The organism is Phyllobacterium ifriqiyense (assembly GCF_030817885.1).
In the GTDB taxonomy this organism is placed as follows: Bacteria; Pseudomonadota; Alphaproteobacteria; order Rhizobiales; family Rhizobiaceae; genus Phyllobacterium; species Phyllobacterium ifriqiyense.
Window position 1 is genome coordinate 2,123,941 of sequence record NZ_JAUSZT010000003.1, and the last position, 18,108, is coordinate 2,142,048.

The window sequence follows — 18,108 nt, forward strand, 5'->3', positions numbered from 1 at the left end:
TAGCCGATCGCATTGCCTAAGGAGAACATCCCGATGTCTAACAATATCAAATCTTCCCGTTACCGTAAGGGTATTGCCGCGGCCCTACTGTCGTCGGCATTAGTCGGTGGCTTTTTGGCGACGGGTCCGCTCAGCGCTATTGTCCCGGCGCAGGCCGAAGCAGTTCGTGTTGAAACTGCCCAGCAGCCCGGTTTTGCTGACGTCGTCGAAAAGGTCAGCCCCGCAGTTGTCAGTGTTCGGGTGAAGAGCGCCGTGAAGGAAACTGCCGATAATGGCAATGGTTTCCCGGGCATGGATCAACTCCCGGATGACCACCCGCTCAAGCGCTTCTTTTACGAATTTGGCGGCCAAGACCAAGATGGTCGTCGCGGCATGGAGCCACGCAAATCCCCGCGTGACCAGAATCGCCCTGAACGAGTCCGCCCAACAGCGCAGGGATCCGGTTTCTTCATTTCCGAAGATGGCTATCTCGTCACCAATAATCACGTCGTTGAAGACGGCTCTGCCTATAGTGTCGTCCTTGATGACGGCACCGAGCTTGATGCGAAGCTGATAGGTAAGGACAAGAGGACCGATCTGGCCGTGCTTAAGGTCGATGACAAGCGCAAGTTCACCTATGTCAATTTCGGCGATGACAACAAAGTTCGCGTTGGCGAATGGGTTGTTGCAGTGGGTAATCCGTTCGGTCTCGGCGGAACTGTAACAGCGGGTATCGTCTCGGCTCGTGGCCGCGATATTGGCGCTGGACCTTATGATGACTTCCTGCAGATTGATGCGGCGGTTAATAAAGGGAATTCTGGTGGCCCGGCTTTCAACCTGAATGGTGAAGTGGTGGGTATCAATACAGCTATTTTCTCACCTTCTGGTGGCAGCGTGGGCATTGCCTTTGCTATCCCTGCACAGACTGCAAAGCAGGTCGTAGATCAACTGATCAAGAACGGTACAGTCTCGCGCGGCTGGATTGGCGTACAGATTCAGCCCGTCAGCAAGGAAATCGCCGAATCTCTTGGTCTTGCCGAAGAGAAGGGAGCGCTCGTTGCTGATCCGCAAGCGAACGGCCCTGCGGCAAAAGCCGGTATCGTGGCCGGTGACGTGATCACGGCTGTCAATGGCGACAAGGTCAGTGATCCGCGCGATCTGGCGAAAAAGATTGCGGCTGTCGTGCCTGGCAAGGATGTTGATCTGACCGTCTGGCATAAGGGCGAGGCCAAGTCCGTCAAAGTGTCGATCAAGGAAATGCCCGGTGATGAGAAGCTTGCTTCGGCAACACCACAGCAGGAAGACGAGCAAAAGTCATCCGCTCTTGATGACTATGGCCTGACTGTCATGCCCGCCGATGACGGCCAGGGTGTTGTTGTCACGGATGTTGATCGTCAGGGCGACGCTGCAGACAAGGGTATCAGCACAGGCGACATTATCGTCTCAGTCAACAACCAGCCGGTCAAGAGCGGCGGCGATATAGATGCGGCAGTCGCAGATGCCACGAAAAGCGGCCGTAAAGCTGTGCTTTTGCAAGTGCAGACAAAGGACCAATCGCGGTTCGTCGCCCTACCTATCAGCCAAGGCTGACAGGTGGGAAGGAAATGCTGCGGCGCTGGACCCCACCCGTAAGCGCTGACGCATGGGCAACAGGTCTCTTCAACCTGTTGCCCCTTTTCTTTCTGGTTTCATCGAAGCAATCCGATTAGAGTAAGATCATGAAAATACTCGTTATTGAAGATGATCGCGAAGCTGCCCGCTATTTGGAAAAGGCCTTCAACGAGGCCGGACATTCCGCTGATATTGCAGGTGACGGAGAGACAGGCTATGCGCTCGCCGAACAGGGGGCGTATGATGCTCTTGTCGTTGACCGCATGCTGCCGCGCCGCGATGGGCTTTCCGTGGTGGCCGCACTGCGCGCCCAGGGAAACGATACGCCAGCGCTGATCCTTTCCGCTTTGGGACAGGTTGATGATCGCGTCACGGGCTTGCGGGCGGGCGGAGATGACTATCTCACCAAGCCCTATGCTTTTTCGGAATTGCTTGCCCGAATTGAAGTCCTGCAGCGGCGCTCCAGCCCAAAGGAAGCCGAGACTGTCTATCGCGTCGGTGATCTTGAACTGGACAGACTATCGCATACGGCAAAAAGGGCAGGGCAGACTATTATTTTGCAACCGCGCGAGTTTCGTCTGCTGGAATATCTCATGCGCAATTCCGGTCAGGTTGTCACCCGCACGATGTTGCTTGAGCATGTTTGGGATTATCATTTCGATCCCCAGACCAATGTGATCGATGTTCATGTGTCGCGCTTGCGTGGCAAGATCGAAAAAGGATTCGACACGCCCTTGCTGCACACGGTTCGTGGAGCCGGGTATATGTTAAAAGCCAGCCTCACTGAAGCTACAGCCGGAAGTCATGGATGAGCCGCTTTCGCTCCATGCTGAAAATGACAGCGGTGAGGCTGTCGGCACTCTACCTTCTACTCTTTACAATCTGCGCCCTTGGGCTGGTTTTCTATATGACCAGCTCCTCTGTGAAGCTGCTTACCAGTCAAACGGAAACAGCAATTAATGAGGAGGTCGAAGGGATTGGGCGAGCCTATCAGCGGGGCGGTATAGCCAGTCTCGTACGCGCGATTGATCGTCGGGGCCGTCAGCCGGGTGCTTTTCTCTATCTCGTGGCGGATCCGGCAGGACGCATTGTTGCCGGCAATGTGCAAAGTATCGAAGTTGGCGTCTTGCAAACCGATGGCTGGATATCGCGCCCCATAAGTTACGAGCGCTATACTGAGGGCACTGACCCGCAAACGCACACGGCAATAGCTCGCGTCATTGTATTGCCGAACGGAATTCGCGTTATGGTGGGGCGTGATCTCGGCGAGCCGGAGCAAGTGCGCCTTGTGGTAAGACGGGCGCTTTTCGCCGCGCTGGGTACGATGGGCATAGGCGCATGCCTGATCTGGTTCTTTGTTGGCCGGCGCGCGCTGCACCGGATAGATGAAGTTTCGGTCGCTTCCCAACGCATCATGGGCGGCGATCTCGCGGGGCGGCTTCCGGTCAATGGTTCGGGAGACGAATTTGACCGCCTGTCCGAAAATCTCAATGGAATGCTGGCGCGCATACAGGAATTGAATGAAGGCGTCCGGCATGTCTCCGATAATATCGCCCATGACCTGAAGACGCCGCTGACGCGAATGCGAAACCGTGCTGAATCGGCTCTTTCCAACGCGAAAACCACAAAGGCCTATCGCGCTGCTATTGAGGACATGATAGCGGACTCCGATCTTCTGATCCGCACATTCAATGCCATTTTGATGATATCGCGTCTTGAGTCCGGTTACTCCAGCGAGACGATGGAGCCTTTGCCGCTGTCAGTGATCGTAGAAGACGTTTTTGAGCTTTACGAGCCGCTGGCCGAAGAGGCAGGAATTACCTTGTCTCTCGGTGCGATGGACGCAACGCCGGTCAAAGCCAATCGTGAGCTTATCGGGCAGACGATTTCAAACCTTGTGGACAACGCCATCAAATATGCGACCGGAGATAAGCCGGTCGAAGTGAGGCTCTCGGTCGAAAAGCACGATCGGGGGATCGCGATTGTCGTGAGCGATAATGGTCCGGGCATTCCCCCAGATCAGGTTGAACGCGCTACAGAGCGGTTTGTGCGCCTGGAGGAAAGCCGCTCTCAACCGGGCTCGGGACTTGGACTAAGCCTTGCCAAGGCGGTTATGAAATTGCACGGTGGTACATTGGAACTGCACGACAATGCGCCGGGCCTGCGTGCGGTGCTGGCGTTTCCAACGGGAGGGGATAATGGATGATTTTGAAAGATGCGGGCACTGCTGAAGAGCCGTTCTTTGATAGAAAACTTCGTGAACTGGCGCCACTCGACAAAAAGCAGGCTGCAGCATTTCTACTGGAGTTTGTGGAAAGTGCCGATGAAAAAACATGTAAGGCCGCCTCTGCTTTAAAGAAAAACAAGAAAGCAGCGGCTTTTTTATCATCGGTCCTCGATCTCTCGCCCTATTTGCGCAACGCTCTTTTGCGCTTGCCAGCAATAATTGACCCGCTTTTCGATCGTCCACTCGATGTTCGCCTGCAGGAACTCATGCAGGAAATTGCGAGGGTCACCGAAGTAGAAAATGCTACCGAAACGTCAATCATGACGGCTCTTCGTCAAAAGAAGCTTGAGGGGCACCTTTTAATCGCTTTGGGTGATCTGTCTGGTCAGTCTGACACCAAAGACACGACACTTTTTCTTTCTCAACTGGCCCAAGCTTGTGTCGAAGCCGCAGTGCGCTTTCTTTTGCGAGACGCGCATAATGCGGGCAAGCTAAAGCTGCCGGATGTTCAACATCCAGATAAAAATTGTGGCTGGATCATTCTGGCTATGGGCAAATTTGGCGCATTCGAGCTGAATTATTCGTCTGACATTGATCTGATCGTTTTCATCGACGAGCAAAGCCCCGCAATTACCGACCCTTATGAATGTGTCGAAACTTTCTCACGCTTGACGCGGCGGCTGGTGCGGATCCTGCAGGATCGCACTGCAGACGGCTATGTCTTCCGCACCGATTTGCGGCTGCGACCCGATCCAGGTTCAACGCCGCTGGCTATCCCTGTTGGTGCAGCGCTGAATTATTATGAGGGGCGGGGCCAGAATTGGGAACGAGCCGCCATGATCAAAGCGCGCCCTGTGGCCGGAGATATTGAGGCTGGCAAGCAGGTCCTGGCGGAACTTGCTCCTTATGTCTGGCGCAAATATCTCGATTACGCTGCCATTGCCGATGTTCATTCTATCAAACGGCAGATCCATGCCCATAAGGGTCATGGCGAAGTCGCGGTGCGCGGTCACAATGTGAAGCTTGGTCGCGGCGGTATACGTGAGATCGAGTTTTTCGTGCAAACCCAACAATTAATTGCGGGCGGGCGATTTCCTCAGCTTCGAGGCTCGAGCACTGTGGCTATGCTTGGCGCATTGCAGGGCTTGGGCTGGATCAATGCTGAAGCACGCGACACGCTGGCACAGAAATATGGCTTCCTTCGCGATGTCGAGCATCGCATCCAAATGATCGCCGACGAACAGACGCATATATTGCCCGAAGATGACGAAAACTTCCGGCGCGTCGCCTATATGATGGGCTACCGGGATACGGACACATTTACTGAAGACTTTCGAAAAACTCTGAAAACTGTCGAAACGCATTATGCAGCTTTGTTTGAGCAGGCGCAGGATTTGGCCGGGGAGGCCGGAAATCTTGTGTTTACCGGTGATGTCGACGATCCAGACACTCTGGAAACCTTGGCCAATTTCGGCTTTGAGCGGCCAAGCGATATTTGCCGTGTCATCCGCACATGGCATTTCGGACGCTATCGTGCCACGCAGTCAGCAGAGTCACGGGAGAGGCTGACCGAGCTGACACCGGTCTTGCTCAAGGCATTTGGGGCAACGAGCCGTGCTGACGAAGCGCTGATGCGTTTTGACGAAATGATCAAGGGGTTGCCAGCCGGCATCCAGCTCTTCAGCCTGCTTCAATCCAATCCACGCTTGCTCGATCTGCTGGTTCTGATCATGGGCGCTGCACCCCGGCTGGCGGATATCATCACGCGTAAGCCGCATATTTTCGACGGCATGCTTGATCCCGCGATTTTTGCCGATGTTCCGACGCGAGCCTATCTTGCGGAACGATTGACGAGTTTTCTCGGCCCTTCAAAGGTCTATGAGGATGTACTGGACAGGCTGCGCATCTTTGCAGCAGAACATCGTTTTCTGATCGGAATAAGATTGCTCACTGGTGCCATCGACGGCGCACGTGCGGGCAAAGCTTTTTCCGATCTGGCTGATCTGGTTATTGATAGCGCGCTCCACGCCGTGATTGACGAGTTCAAAATCAAACATGGCGAGATCGGCGGCGGACGCATCGCCATTCTGGGCATGGGCAAGCTTGGCAGCCGCGAATTGACCGCAGGCTCCGATATAGATCTCATTCTCCTTTACGATCATGATGTGGATGCCGATGAATCAGATGGTGCAAAGCCCCTGGCATCGTCGCAATATTATATGCGGCTGACGCAACGTTTGATTGCCGCATTATCTGCTCCAACGGCCGAGGGCGTTCTTTACGAAGTTGATTTCCGCCTGCGACCGTCTGGCAATAAGGGCCCCGTTGCCACTCACATAGACTCGTTCCGCAAATATCAGCGGACCGAAGCATGGACCTGGGAACATATGGCTCTTAGCCGAGCGCGCCCTGTTGCTGGTGATCCCGCTTTTTTCACCGAGATCGAAAAAGACATTTCGGAAATTTTGGCACTTCCCCGCGATAGCTCTAAAATCGCCAAGGATGTTGCAGAGATGCGCGCGATGGTCGAAGCAGAAAAGCCGCCCCGTGATGACTGGGATTTGAAGCTGGTTCCAGGTGGTATTATCGATCTGGAATTTATCGCGCAATTTGCTGTACTGACCGGCAATGTAAATGGCCCGGTCATCGCGCAGTCGACTGCGGAGGTGCTGGGCAAGATCAGCCCGGCTTTGGCTGAGCCTGCAACTGTCGACACTCTGATTGAAGCGGCAAATCTCTATACGGGTGTGACCCAACTCATTCGCCTTTGCCTGAATGGTGATGTGAGGCGTGAAGACTTTCCGCCAGGACTGGTGGAGCAGCTTTGCCGATCCTGCGATCTGCCGGATTTGCAGCGCTTGGAAAGCCAGTTGCAAGACAGTGCAAAATCGGTACGGAAGATTTTTGATGGCATTATGGGTGAAGCGCGTAAGCGATCCAGGCAGGTTTAGCGTCTTCGTCTTACGCTGCCTCGGCAATATTACGCGTTGGTATACGCACGGACACAATTGTTCCGACGCCTTCCTGTGAGCGGATTTTCAGCGCGCCGCCATGCAACTGTGTCAGCGAGCGCGAAATGGCGAGGCCGAGTCCAGAGCCTGCATGGGATTTGGTGAATTGGTTTTCCACCTGCTCGAACGGCTGGCCGATCTTCTTCATGGCGGATTTCGGAATACCGCAACCTGTATCCTCAATGGTTAAAACCAGTGCCCCGGAAACCTTGCGGGCGCGCACGGAGATGCGCCCGCCCGTGCTGGTGAATTTCACCGCATTGGAGAGCAGGTTGATCAGGATTTGCTTGATGGCGCGGCGGTCAGCATCAAGTGTGACGCATTCGTCGATGCGTGTCTCCACCTTCACATTTTTTGCCTGCGCTTGCAGTGAAACAACGCGTACCGTCTCGCGGATAAGCGGGCAGAGATCGATTTCCTCACGGTCGAGTGTAAAGTGCCCGGCTTCGATCTTCGACATATCCAGAATATCGTTGATGACGTTTAGCAGATAATTGCCGCTGGTGTGGATATCCTGAACATATTCGACATAGCGGTCTGATCCCAGCGCTCCAAATGTTCCCGTATGCATGATTTCGGAGAAACCGATAATGGCATTCAGCGGGGTGCGAAGTTCGTGAGACATATTGGCGAGAAATTCGGATTTCGCGCGGTTGGCAGCCTCGGCCCGTTCCTTCTCCACGGCATATTTGCTGTTGAGTTCGGTCAGTTCCAGCGTGCGTTCCACTTCCGATTTACGCGCAAGGCTTAAATCGTGGATCGTGGCCATCAAACGTCGTTCGCTGTCGATCAAGCGCTCTTCATGGACCTTCAGCTGAGTAATATCGGTGCCGACGGAAACCAGTCCCCCATCCTGCGTGCGGCGCTCATTGACCTGCAGCCAGCGCCCATCCGCAAGTTGCCGCTCATAGGTAAGCGCGCCATTACGGCCATGTTCATTCGCCATACGCTTTTCAGATGCGACGGCGCGAATACGGGGTTCCAGTTCCTCTCGGCTGATACCAGGCAAGAGGCATTCATTGGCGAGACCTGAATATTCATTGAACTTGCCGTTCGACATGACAAGCCGGTTTTCGGCATCCCACAGCACGAAGGTTTCGGAGATGCTTTCAATTGCTTCGCGAATGCGTTGATCCGCTTGGGCAGTTGCCTGAACAAAGCGGTGCTGTTCGCTGACATCGACAGCTACGCCCACCAGATGAAGATCACCGAGATTGTCAGTATCGGCAACCTGAGCGCGAACGCGCATCCAGACCCAGTGACCCTCTGCATGCCGCATGCGGAAAACCCGGTCCATCTGGGTAATTTCCGCCGCTGCGACCTGTGCCGCGACGCTGTAGAGCTTGTCATCGTCCGGGTGAATGATTGCCGAAATGTCTCCGAGCGACAGAATGGAATCATAGGCCTCATAGCCCAGCATCTCATACATGGAGCGCGACCAGTACACGCGCCCTCGCGCCATATCCCAGTCCCACAAGCCGCTGCGTCCGCGTGCAAGCGCCGTGTCGACCCGCGCTTGCGCGTGTTGATAAAGCGCGTCGGCGTCCTGTGCCCGTGCCGATTGGCTGAAATATGCGTAGAGCACGATCAGCATGATGGTTGCCGTGCCTGCAAACATGGTGACATTCATGGAAACAGTGCTGCGCCATTCGGCGAAAATCGCTTCAACAGGATGCGCAGCCAAAACGGAATAGGCATTGTTTCCGGAGCGTGAAAAGGCGGCGAGGGGAGGGCGTGCCTTCAACCTTCACCGGCATGACGCCCGCTCTTGCCCCAAAGAGGAAGAGCGGCTGCCCTTCTGTTATGAATGTTTCAAGGTTCCTGTTACGCCAGTGGTCGCCGCCGTCCGAAGCGGCAACGATATTGGCTTCCGGCGTCGCGATGGCAAACCACATTCCATCTGGAATAAGGTCGTTGGTACGCATATCGCTCAGTATATTCTGCAGGTCGCCCGTGCTGAGCGTCTCGCCCTTGTTTATCCGGTTATCGATGACACTGGCCACATGGCTGGCGGCAATTGACAATGTTGCGCGAGCCGTGCGCTCCGCATCGTCACGCCACGCCAGCAATGACATGGAACGGACGATCGCAAGTACAACAAGAAAAATAATAATGAGCGGTGGAATGGCGCGGCGCAGATAGGGCTCAGCTGCAAGGAGCTTACCATAGGCAGGGTCAGCGAGAAGTTTTATGTGCCCTGAAAGCTTGTTCGAGGACTGCACCCCAGACTTGCTTCCGGCATAATTCTTCCCCGTCGGCGCGCGATACGCGTCCGCATTTGCCATCGAATGGCCCCCTCATTTGCCTTTATATTCAGTGATTTGCTTCGACACGCCGCACATTCGAAGCACCCGTAGTGAATCAAAACTGATTCCGCGTGTCTAGTCCCTTTGTTAAATATTTATCAACACTTGTGGCAGCCGGAATCACAATCAAAAGAAGAGCTTATAAGCCTTTGATAAGACTCAAATTCCCTCCGGAGATTGTCCAGAGGGAATAAGGTGGTGGGCCGGTGGATAAGTTTTTCGCAACCGTTTAGGCCAGCGTGCGCTCGACAATATCGCGCACATCCGTCGAAAGACCGGCAACAGAGGCGATGCTGGCGAGGGCTTCCCGAGCGTGTTCGCGGCGTTCCGGTTCGAAGGACCGCCATGAACGCATCGCAGTCAAAAGCCGGGCTGCAAGCTGGGCATTTTTCTTGTCGATTGTCAGGATTGTCTCTGCAAAAAACTGGTAGCCTTTGCCATCTGCACGGTTGAACCCTGTCTGGTTACCGCTCGAAAATGCGCCGATCAGCGAGCGTGTGCGGTTAGGGTTGTCGAGCGAAAAGAGCTGGTGCTTCATCAGTTCATTGACTTTGCCGAGCGCGCTTTCACCCGGTTGCATAGCCTGCACAACAAACCACTTATCCATCACCAGCGCATCATTTCCATATCGCGCTTCAAAGGCTTGCAAAGCGTCGTTGGTCGCAGTGCTTGTGCCAAAGCGCTGGACGAGAACGTTGAGCGCCGCAGCGCGGTCAGTCATATTGTTTGCTTGTTTAAACTGTTTGGATGCACGCTTCGGGTTACCATCGGCAACACTTAAATAATCCAGCAGGACATTGCGCAAGGAACGGCGACCCGCACCTGCCGCATCCGGATTGAACGCGCCGTGATGTTCCAGCTCATTATAAAGCTGTTCAAACTTCTCCCCATGGGCTTCAGCCACGGCAAGAATAAGTGCATCGCGACTGCCCAAAATGGCTTCCGGATCAATATTGGCGCCAAGCTCGCGCGCAATATCGCTTTCGGAAGGAACATTGAGACACAGGGCACGGAAGGCTTCGTCCAAGGCATTATTAAAGGCCAGTTCCCCCAGAAGCCGGATCGATGAGCTTTCAATAGTCGCTGGCTTACCGCCTCGAACGCGTTTCGAATTGCTGGTGAGCTTGGAATTGAGCAGTTGCGTCAGAGCCTGCCAACGCGTCACCTCATCGCGGTCATTGCGAGCCAGGAAGGCAAGATCAGAACGTGTCAGCTCGCTGGTCATCGTCACAGGTGCGGAAAAACCGCGCAGCAGCGAGGGAACAGGACGCTCTGTAATCCCGGAAAAGGTAAAGCGCTCTTTGCGCTTGCGTAGATGAATAACATCGTCCTTGACCAATCCGCCCTTTGTTGCGCGTGGCCGGATCTCGCGGCCCTTGGTGCCCAACAGTCCAAATTGGATTGGAATGTGCATTGGTTTCTTGGAGGGCTGACCGGGTGTTGGCTTTAAAGATTGTTCTATCTCAATCTCGAAAGTCTTGGTTGCCTGATCGTAATCATAGGTGATTGCAAGATTTGGTGTTCCCGCCTGATCATACCAGAGCGCGAACTGGCTCAAATCTTCCCCCGAAGCGTCTTCAAATACCTTGATAAAGTCTTCGATGGTGGCCGCATCGCCGTCATGGCGTTCGAAATATAGATCCATGCCTTTACGGAAAGTCTCTGCACCAAGGATTGTACGGATCATTCGTACGACTTCCGAGCCTTTTTCATAGACAGTGGACGTGTAGAAATTATTGATCTCGCGGAACTGGCGCGGGCGCACCGGATGGGCGAGGGGACCTGCATCTTCGGGAAACTGATGGGCCTTCAGGCCTTTGACTTCGGCAATACGTTTAACGGCGCGCGAGCGCATATCCGCAGAGAATTCATGATCGCGATAGACGGTCAGCCCTTCCTTGAGGCAAAGCTGGAACCAGTCGCGGCAAGTGATTCTGTTTCCTGTCCAATTGTGGAAATATTCATGGGCGATGACAGCTTCAATACCGGCATAATCGACGTCGGTCGCAGTGTCCGGCTCGGCAAGAACATATTTATCGTTGAAGACGTTAAGTCCCTTGTTCTCCATTGCGCCCATATTGAAATCCGAAACGGCAACAATGTTGAACACGTCGAGATCATATTCACGCCCGAATTTTTCCTCGTCCCATGCCATGGAACGCTTCAGCGCATCCATGGCATAAAGCGCACGGCTTTCCTTGCCATGCTCAACATAAATGCCAAGATTGACTGGTCGTCCGGACGCTGTGGTGAATGTGTCGGTTATAACGCCAAGGTCACCCGCAACGAGAGCGAAGAGATAGGCCGGCTTTGGATGCGGATCGTGCCAGATGGCGAAATGGCGGCCGTCGTCAAGCGTGCCTTTTTCACCCGGATTGCCGTTGGACAGCAGCAGTGGAGCTGCGCTTGTCTCGGCTTCGACGCGAACAGTGTAGACTGAAAGCAGATCAGGCCGGTCCAGATAATAGGTAATGCGACGGAAGCCTTCTGCTTCGCATTGCGTGCAGTAGACATTGCTTGAACGATAAAGCCCGGTAAGCTGCCGATTGGCAGTTGGGTTGATTTCGGTTGTAATTTCCAGCGTAAAAGTTTCGGCCTCAGGCAGTCCGCGAATTTCCAGTCGATCGGGTGTAACCACATAGGTATTATCGCCTAACGCCACGCCATCGATGCAAATGGATTCGAGCTTTAACTCGTCGCCATCCAAAATGAGCGGCGTATCAAGTGCGACGCCTTCCCTGCGCTCGATTTTCAGCGTGGACTTAACGATTGTCCGCTCCGGGTGCAGACGAAAATCGAGATGTGTCTCAGGAATAAGAAAATCGGTTGGCTTATAGTCTTCCAGATGAAAAACCTGGCCGGTATCGGTACGCATAGATAACTGTCCTTCAAAAGCAATTCCAGGAAAAGTGGGAACCGGTTTTCCGTCCGGAGTTGCGTATAATAAAAAGATGGAACGGCACTGGGGCTTCAATGAAGAAACAGACCGTTTCATTGCGGCGGACCCTAACCGTGTTTTGCATCGCGCACAACAAATGCGGATGTTCACCCGATATATGGCGCAAAAACGCAACGTGATTGGTTTTTGTCTGGCGCCGCCTTGGAAACCGTCCTAAAGATATATCAGTTAAATTTCCATACCCTCGCTACAAATGCTCCAGCTCCCAAGGATTATTCCACTGTGTCCACGATAGTTCACCCTAAAGAAGGTGAACCGCTCAATGCGAACACCACCGTTCGCACAATGAATGTCATGCTCGGAATCGGCCTGAAGATCGCATCAGTATGCGTCTTCGTGGGCATGTCGAGCCTTCTTAAAGCCTCCGATGGTATTCCCGCGGGGCAGCTTGTCTTCTTTCGCTCCTTCTTTGCAATCTTTCCGGTCATCGCCTTCATCGCCTGGCAGGGGCAACTTGCTGTGGCGTTCAAAACCAAAGAGCCTTTCAGCCATTTTTGGCGTGGCTTTGTCGGCGTGAGTGCCATGAGTTTGAGCTTTTACGGTCTGACAAAATTGCCCCTGCCGGAAGCAATTGCCATCAGCTACGCGACGCCGCTTCTGACAGTCGTGTGCAGCGCGATCTTTTTGAAAGAAACAGTGCGCCTTTATCGCTGGTCGGCGGTTGGTGTCGGTCTCATTGGCGTACTCATTATTCTTTGGCCGCGCATGTCGTTCTTTACCGGGGAAAGCGAGTTTGGCGGGGATCAAGCCATAGGTGCCTTGGCAACTTTGGGTGGGGCGGGGCTCGCGGCTATCGCCATGTTGCTGGTGCGAAAGCTGGTACAGACAGAGCGAACGCCAACTATTGTTGTCTATTTTTCAATCGCTTCGAGCCTGATTGCTTTGGTTAGCTTTCCATTCGGCTGGGTGTGGCCTACTGGCTTGCAGGCAACTTATCTTATCATGGCGGGAATTGCCGGTGGCGTTGCGCAGATCCTTTTGACCGAGAGCTACCGCCATGCGGATATGTCGGCCATTGCGCCGTTCGAATATACATCAATGCTGCTCGGCCTTGCCATTGGGTATCTTCTGTTCGGCGATATTCCCACTTGGGAAATGATCATCGGCGCAACGATCGTCATCGGCGCTGGTATTTTCATCATCTACCGCGAGCATCGTCTTGGGCTTGCGCGCGCCCGGGCCAAAAAGGCATCGACGCCACAGGGTTGAGTGTCATTCGTCAGGAACGCCTTCACTAAGTGGATGAAGGTTGAATGTTTCTGGCGTTTGCGGTCTGTCATGGGCGCCTATGGCAAAGTCCGGGCGCTCGGAAGGAGCTTGCGGAGCACGGCGCAAACTGCGCCAGAACGCATAGCCGCCATAGGCAGCATAGGTGATTGCCATGGTGACGAAGAAGCCGGATGGACCGTTCATATCCATAAGGCGGCCGGCAATTTGCGGGCCGATCATGCTGCCAATGCCATAAACGATCAGCAGTCCGCTCGAAATCTTTACGAATTCGCTCGGCTCGGCAAAGTCATTGGCATGGGCGACGTTGAGCGAATAGATCGGAAATAGCACGGTCCCGAATGCAAACATCAGCGTGTAGATCACCCATGGGGTGTTGGGTTGGACAAGGATCATCGTAATTGAGATCAGCACGCCGCCAATTCCCGCCACAACCATGACATAACGCCGGTCAACGAAGTCAGATATCCGGCCAATCGGATATTGGAACAATGCGCCACCGATCATCGAACTTGCGATCATGGTTGCTATGCCGAATGTGGAAAGGCCGATATCCCGGCCATAGACCGCCGAAAGAAAGTTCCAAGCCCCGGCAATGATGCCAGCAAGCAAGGAGCCGACCATGGCAGCCGGAGATTTTCGGTAAAGACCGGGCAGATCAAGCGAAACTTGCGTTAGTGGACGAGGGGACTGTGCATTGGATAGGCCCGTGGGGACAAGCGCTGCTGCGTAGATCAGCGCACCGACCATAAAAAGCACATGGGTAGCGGGATTTCCGAAGGGCAGGATATATTGACCCACCAGCAACCCCAGCATGGATACGATCATATAGATGGAAAAAACCATGCCGCGTGTGGCGTTTGTCACGCGCTCATTGAGCCAGCTTTCGATGACCATGTAGCTTCCGGCCAGCGAAAAACCAGCCAGTGCCCGAAATAATGTCCAGGCCCATGGGTCCATGATCAGCCCATGCATCAGCATAGACATGCCCAGCAACGTCAATAGTACCGCAAAAACCCTGACATGGCCGACGCGCCGCACAAGGCGCGGCACAACGATACACCCACCGGTGAAGGCAAGCGCATAGCCCGTGCCCATCCAACCGATTGTCGTGGGCGACCAGCCCTCCATGCCGGCACGCAGCGGCAGAAGAATGCCTGCCAGCCCCCCTGCTGTCAGCATCAAGAACGTGCTGGTCAATAATGCCGTGATGGGCAAGAGCTGGCGAAACATGATGTTATCCTGATTACAATGAACCTTATCGCGCAGCACAGCTTGGTGCGCCGGAAATTACGACACTGCATCTCCGGTTTTGCGGCAGGTTTTAATCGGTAAGGGCACGTAGCCGTAATTTGACGCTGAGGAAATCCCGCCAAGCAAACTTTTTCTGCGCTGAATTGCGCAGCAGATAGGCCGGGTGGAGCGTTGGCATGACGGGAATTTGATTTCCTGACCCTGTCAAATGGGTTTTCCAATTTCCACGAAGGCGTAAAATGCCCTCAGGAGCATTGGTCAATGCCTTTGCCGCAGGACCACCGAGCGCCACAAGTAATTTCGGATTTGCCAGCTCGATTTGCCGCTCGAAAAAGGGGCGGCAAATTTCAGTTTCCAAAGGCGTTGGCGTTCTGTTTCCGGGCGGACGCCATGGAATTGTATTGGCGATATATACGCTTTGCCTGTCGAGACCGATTGCAGCCAACATGCGGTCGAGCAACTGGCCTGAGCGGCCAATGAAGGGTATGCCCTCCAGATCTTCTTCGCGGCCCGGCGCTTCACCGACAAACATGATCGCCGCTTGCGGATTGCCATCGGCAAAGACCAGATTCTTTGCTGTAAATTTAAGATTACAACCATCAAATGCTGCCAGCTGTTCGCGCAGTTCCTCCAATGTCGTCGCGTTCGCCGCCATCTGCCGGGCCATGGCAATCTTGGCATCATCGGGCACGGATGCCTTGCTGAGCGTTGATGGTGCGGAGGCGCTTGCATCGATGGGCGGTTTTAAGCCGGCGGGTGAGGGCGCATTTGAGCGAGTGGCAACAGGAGCCTGCTGAGTCTGTGCCCGCTTGGTATCAACCTGCGAAAACCTGTCGACAGGCGTGTCGACCAGCGGAGTATCGACTCCCGCCTCGGCATAAAAGTGCAAGATTTCGCTTAACGTCGACAATGGATAATCCTTCTCATCCTTGAAGTCGCAAATTGCAGTGTGCATTGCAAGCTCAAGACGTTTAAGAGGAGGGAATGCGTGGGTCCTGCACAAGATAAAATGTACGTTTGGGCGTAAAGTCGGCTATCGGAAAGCCAAAGCTGGCATTCTCGCCGGGATCAATCTTTCCATCGCGGAATATCATCCGGTCATAGGGCTCGAAATCATCGCTGAAACTTGCATAGCCATATGAGTCGATAGCGTCCTTCTTGTCGCCCGGCTGATAGAAGGACAGCCCATCGCCATAGTCGCTTGGCACATTCAATTGCTCCTGCAACTCGAAGCCAAATTCTACCCAAGGGTGACCACTGCCATTGGTTACTTCGACACGCATGTGAAACAGGATGCCGATATCTTCGGCAGGATCTTTAAGATTGGTCTGTTCGGTTCGAATGATCAGGACTGTGGGCGTTGTCGAGTGAAACTCTTCGGTCAGGATAATCGGGTCTTGCCTTGTGCCTTTTCCGCTTACGCCGATAATCGTAAAGCCTCCCATTTCATCGGAAAAAGTATAGCGGCCTGCACTCCACAATTTTCCAGATTCAGCTTGGGCTGCGATGCTCGCGAAAAACAGAACGCAACCGGTTATCAGGCTTAAAGGCCAGCGCAGACTCATCCACCTCATCCGGCCCTCCCAAGCGATTGCGTTCAACGTGGTCGGCAATTTGATTGCAGGATTATGACGGAAAAGAGCGGGGGCGCAACAGCTGTAAGGAACTAGCGAGCGACCTCTTCTGTAGATATATTGACGTTTACGTTAAAGTAAGTATAAAAATATGCCGGCTAGTCGTGGAATGAGGGCAATTGGCCGCATCTGATAGGCGCGACTCATTGTGGCAAACAGTTATTGTTGCGCTACAAATCAAAAAAACGACGCGCCACCGGCGCATAAGGGAATTTACTGCAGGAGGAATGCATGAGCGAGACAATTGAACTTCCAGAGCGCGAGAGCATGGAGTTTGATGTCGTGATCGTCGGCGGCGGGCCTTCCGGCCTTTCTGCTGCCATCAGGCTCAAGCAAATCAACCCCGAGCTTTCAGTTGTCGTCCTTGAAAAGGGCGGCGAGGTGGGCGCACACATCCTTTCCGGTGCTGTCGTTGATCCGATCGGTGTCGATAAGCTCTTGCCGGGTTGGCGCGAAGAGGAGGGGCATCCCTTCAAGACGCCTGTGACCGCGGATCATTTTCTTGTGCTCGGACCAGCGGGCTCTGTGCGTTTACCGAATTTCGCCATGCCGCCGCTGATGAACAATCATGGCAATTTCATTGTTTCACTGGGCAATGTGTGCCGTTGGCTTGGCACAAAGGCCGAGGAGCTCGGCGTCGAAATTTACCCGGGCTTTGCCGCAACCGAAGTGCTCTACAATGATAGCGGTGCTGTCATTGGCGTTGCGACGGGCGATATGGGTATTGAAAAAGACGGTTCGCACGGCCCAGCCTATACGCGTGGCATGGAACTGCTGGGCAAGTACACGCTTATTGCTGAAGGCGCGCGGGGCTCTCTTGCCAAGCAGCTTATCAACCAGTTCAAGCTCGATGAGGGCAAGGAGCCAGCCAAATACGGTATCGGCTTGAAGGAACTCTGGCAGATTGATCCTGCAAAGCACAAACTTGGACTTGTGCAACATTCATTCGGCTGGCCGCTTGACATGAAAACAGGTGGCGGATCGTTCCTCTATCATTTGGAGGACAACACGGTCGCGGTCGGGTTTGTCATGCATCTCAATTACAAGAACCCCTATCTGTCGCCATTCGAAGAATTTCAGCGTTTCAAAACCCACCCAGCCATTCGTGGTATTTTCGAAGGTGGAAAACGTCTTGGCTATGGTGCGCGTGCGATTACCGAAGGCGGCTGGCAATCTGTACCGAAGCTATCTTTCCCGGGCGGTGCGCTGCTTGGTTGCTCCGCCGGGTTCGTCAATGTTCCGCGTATCAAGGGTTCGCATAATGCAATGCTATCAGGCATGCTTGCCGCAGAACATGTTGCAGAAGCATTGGCGACGGGCCGGGCCAATGATGAACTGATTACTTACGAAAATGCCTGGCGCACCAGCGAAATCGGCAAGGACCTCAAGCGTGTCCGCAACGTCAAGCCGATGTGGTCAAAGCTTGGCACCATTGGCGGCGTCGCCCTCGGTGGTCTCGATATGTGGCTCAATACAATTTTTGGCGGCTGGTCGCCTTTTGGTACCTGGAAACACGGCAAGAATGATGCGGCATCGCTGGAGCCAGCGGCAAATTACAAGCCGATTGCCTATCCGAAACCAGATGGCGTCCTGACTTTTGATCGTCTTTCCTCAGTATTCCTCTCCAATACAAATCATGAAGAAAACGAACCAGCCCATCTGATCGTCAAGAACATGGCGCTTCAAAAGACTTCCGAGCACGATATTTTTGCCGGACCATCAACACGCTATTGTCCGGCTGGTGTTTATGAGTGGGTTGAGGAACCAACCGGCCCGAAATTCGTGATCAATGCGCAGAACTGCGTTCACTGCAAGACTTGCGATATCAAGGACCCGAACCAGAATATCAATTGGGTACCGCCGCAGGGTGGCGAGGGTCCTGTCTACACCAATATGTAGA

General features: G+C 53.9%; 10 protein-coding genes and 1 pseudogene. 6 read left to right on the forward strand and 5 right to left on the reverse strand.

The annotated features are described in order from the left end of the window. Positions 1-33: 33 nt before the first annotated feature. The 4 genes from QFZ34_RS17910 (at position 34) to QFZ34_RS17925 (ending at position 6,768) form a co-directional block, all read left to right on the forward strand. Positions 34-1,569, forward strand: a complete 1,536-nt coding sequence (locus tag QFZ34_RS17910; protein WP_307283670.1) for a Do family serine endopeptidase — start codon at positions 34-36, stop codon at positions 1,567-1,569. Positions 1,570-1,697: 128 nt separating this feature from the next. Next, positions 1,698-2,402 (forward strand): response regulator transcription factor, encoded by a 705-nt coding sequence (locus tag QFZ34_RS17915; RefSeq protein WP_115051928.1) that lies wholly within the window; start codon positions 1,698-1,700, stop codon positions 2,400-2,402. After that, positions 2,399-3,796, forward strand: a complete 1,398-nt coding sequence (locus tag QFZ34_RS17920; protein ID WP_307283673.1) for a sensor histidine kinase — start codon at positions 2,399-2,401, stop codon at positions 3,794-3,796. Before QFZ34_RS17915 ends, QFZ34_RS17920 begins: the two co-directional genes overlap by 4 nt. Beyond that, positions 3,793-6,768 carry a bifunctional [glutamine synthetase] adenylyltransferase/[glutamine synthetase]-adenylyl-L-tyrosine phosphorylase gene (locus QFZ34_RS17925; RefSeq protein ID WP_307283677.1) on the forward strand — a complete coding sequence of 992 codons (2,976 nt, stop codon included), beginning with the start codon at positions 3,793-3,795 and terminating at the stop codon, positions 6,766-6,768. Before QFZ34_RS17920 ends, QFZ34_RS17925 begins: the two co-directional genes overlap by 4 nt. A gap of 10 nt (positions 6,769-6,778) precedes the next feature. Here the strand turns inward: QFZ34_RS17925 and QFZ34_RS17930 are convergent. Together QFZ34_RS17930 and pepN are read right to left on the reverse strand one after the other, a co-directional pair. Further along, a pseudogene (locus QFZ34_RS17930) lies at positions 6,779-9,113 on the reverse strand (PAS domain-containing sensor histidine kinase). Between the two features lie 250 nt (positions 9,114-9,363). Then, positions 9,364-12,009, reverse strand: a complete 2,646-nt coding sequence (gene pepN / locus QFZ34_RS17935) for an aminopeptidase N (RefSeq protein WP_307283680.1) — start codon at positions 12,007-12,009, stop codon at positions 9,364-9,366. A 369-nt stretch (positions 12,010-12,378) separates the two neighbouring features. On the opposite strand from pepN, the gene QFZ34_RS17940 reads away from it, so the two are divergent. Further along, positions 12,379-13,302: a DMT family transporter gene (locus QFZ34_RS17940; protein ID WP_162802441.1), complete on the forward strand. Its 924-nt coding sequence runs from the start codon at positions 12,379-12,381 to the stop codon at positions 13,300-13,302. Positions 13,303-13,305: 3 nt separating this feature from the next. On the opposite strand, the gene QFZ34_RS17945 is transcribed toward QFZ34_RS17940, so the two are convergent. The 3 genes from QFZ34_RS17945 to QFZ34_RS17955 form a co-directional block, all read right to left on the reverse strand. Further along, complete coding sequence (locus tag QFZ34_RS17945; RefSeq protein WP_115051922.1) at positions 13,306-14,553, reverse strand: MFS transporter; 1,248 nt, start codon at positions 14,551-14,553, stop codon at positions 13,306-13,308. A gap of 91 nt (positions 14,554-14,644) precedes the next feature. Beyond that, a complete protein-coding gene (locus tag QFZ34_RS17950; protein WP_307283684.1) occupies positions 14,645-15,529 on the reverse strand; it encodes a uracil-DNA glycosylase in 885 nt (294 codons plus the stop codon). 16 nt (positions 15,530-15,545) lie between these two features. Beyond that, the gene (locus QFZ34_RS17955; RefSeq protein WP_307283687.1) at positions 15,546-16,139 is read right to left on the reverse strand and encodes a hypothetical protein; all 594 of its coding nucleotides are present in this window, start codon (positions 16,137-16,139) and stop codon (positions 15,546-15,548) included. Between the two features lie 300 nt (positions 16,140-16,439). Between QFZ34_RS17955 and QFZ34_RS17960 the strand changes: the two genes are divergently transcribed. Continuing rightward, positions 16,440-18,107, forward strand: coding sequence for an electron transfer flavoprotein-ubiquinone oxidoreductase (locus QFZ34_RS17960; protein ID WP_115051919.1), 1,668 nt, complete (start codon positions 16,440-16,442; stop codon positions 18,105-18,107). Position 18,108 lies beyond the last annotated feature (1 nt).

Coding starts and splice junctions, on each gene's coding strand:
- QFZ34_RS17910 (WP_307283670.1), top strand. CDS start 34: ATGTCTAACAATATCAAATCTTCCCGTTACCGTAAGGGTATTGCCGCG.
- QFZ34_RS17915 (WP_115051928.1), top strand. CDS start 1,698: ATGAAAATACTCGTTATTGAAGATGATCGCGAAGCTGCCCGCTATTTG.
- QFZ34_RS17920 (WP_307283673.1), top strand. CDS start 2,399: ATGAGCCGCTTTCGCTCCATGCTGAAAATGACAGCGGTGAGGCTGTCG.
- QFZ34_RS17925 (WP_307283677.1), top strand. CDS start 3,793: ATGATTTTGAAAGATGCGGGCACTGCTGAAGAGCCGTTCTTTGATAGA.
- pepN (WP_307283680.1), bottom strand. CDS start 12,009: ATGCGTACCGATACCGGCCAGGTTTTTCATCTGGAAGACTATAAGCCA.
- QFZ34_RS17940 (WP_162802441.1), top strand. CDS start 12,379: ATGAATGTCATGCTCGGAATCGGCCTGAAGATCGCATCAGTATGCGTC.
- QFZ34_RS17945 (WP_115051922.1), bottom strand. CDS start 14,553: ATGTTTCGCCAGCTCTTGCCCATCACGGCATTATTGACCAGCACGTTC.
- QFZ34_RS17950 (WP_307283684.1), bottom strand. CDS start 15,529: ATGCACACTGCAATTTGCGACTTCAAGGATGAGAAGGATTATCCATTG.
- QFZ34_RS17955 (WP_307283687.1), bottom strand. CDS start 16,139: ATGAGTCTGCGCTGGCCTTTAAGCCTGATAACCGGTTGCGTTCTGTTT.
- QFZ34_RS17960 (WP_115051919.1), top strand. CDS start 16,440: ATGAGCGAGACAATTGAACTTCCAGAGCGCGAGAGCATGGAGTTTGAT.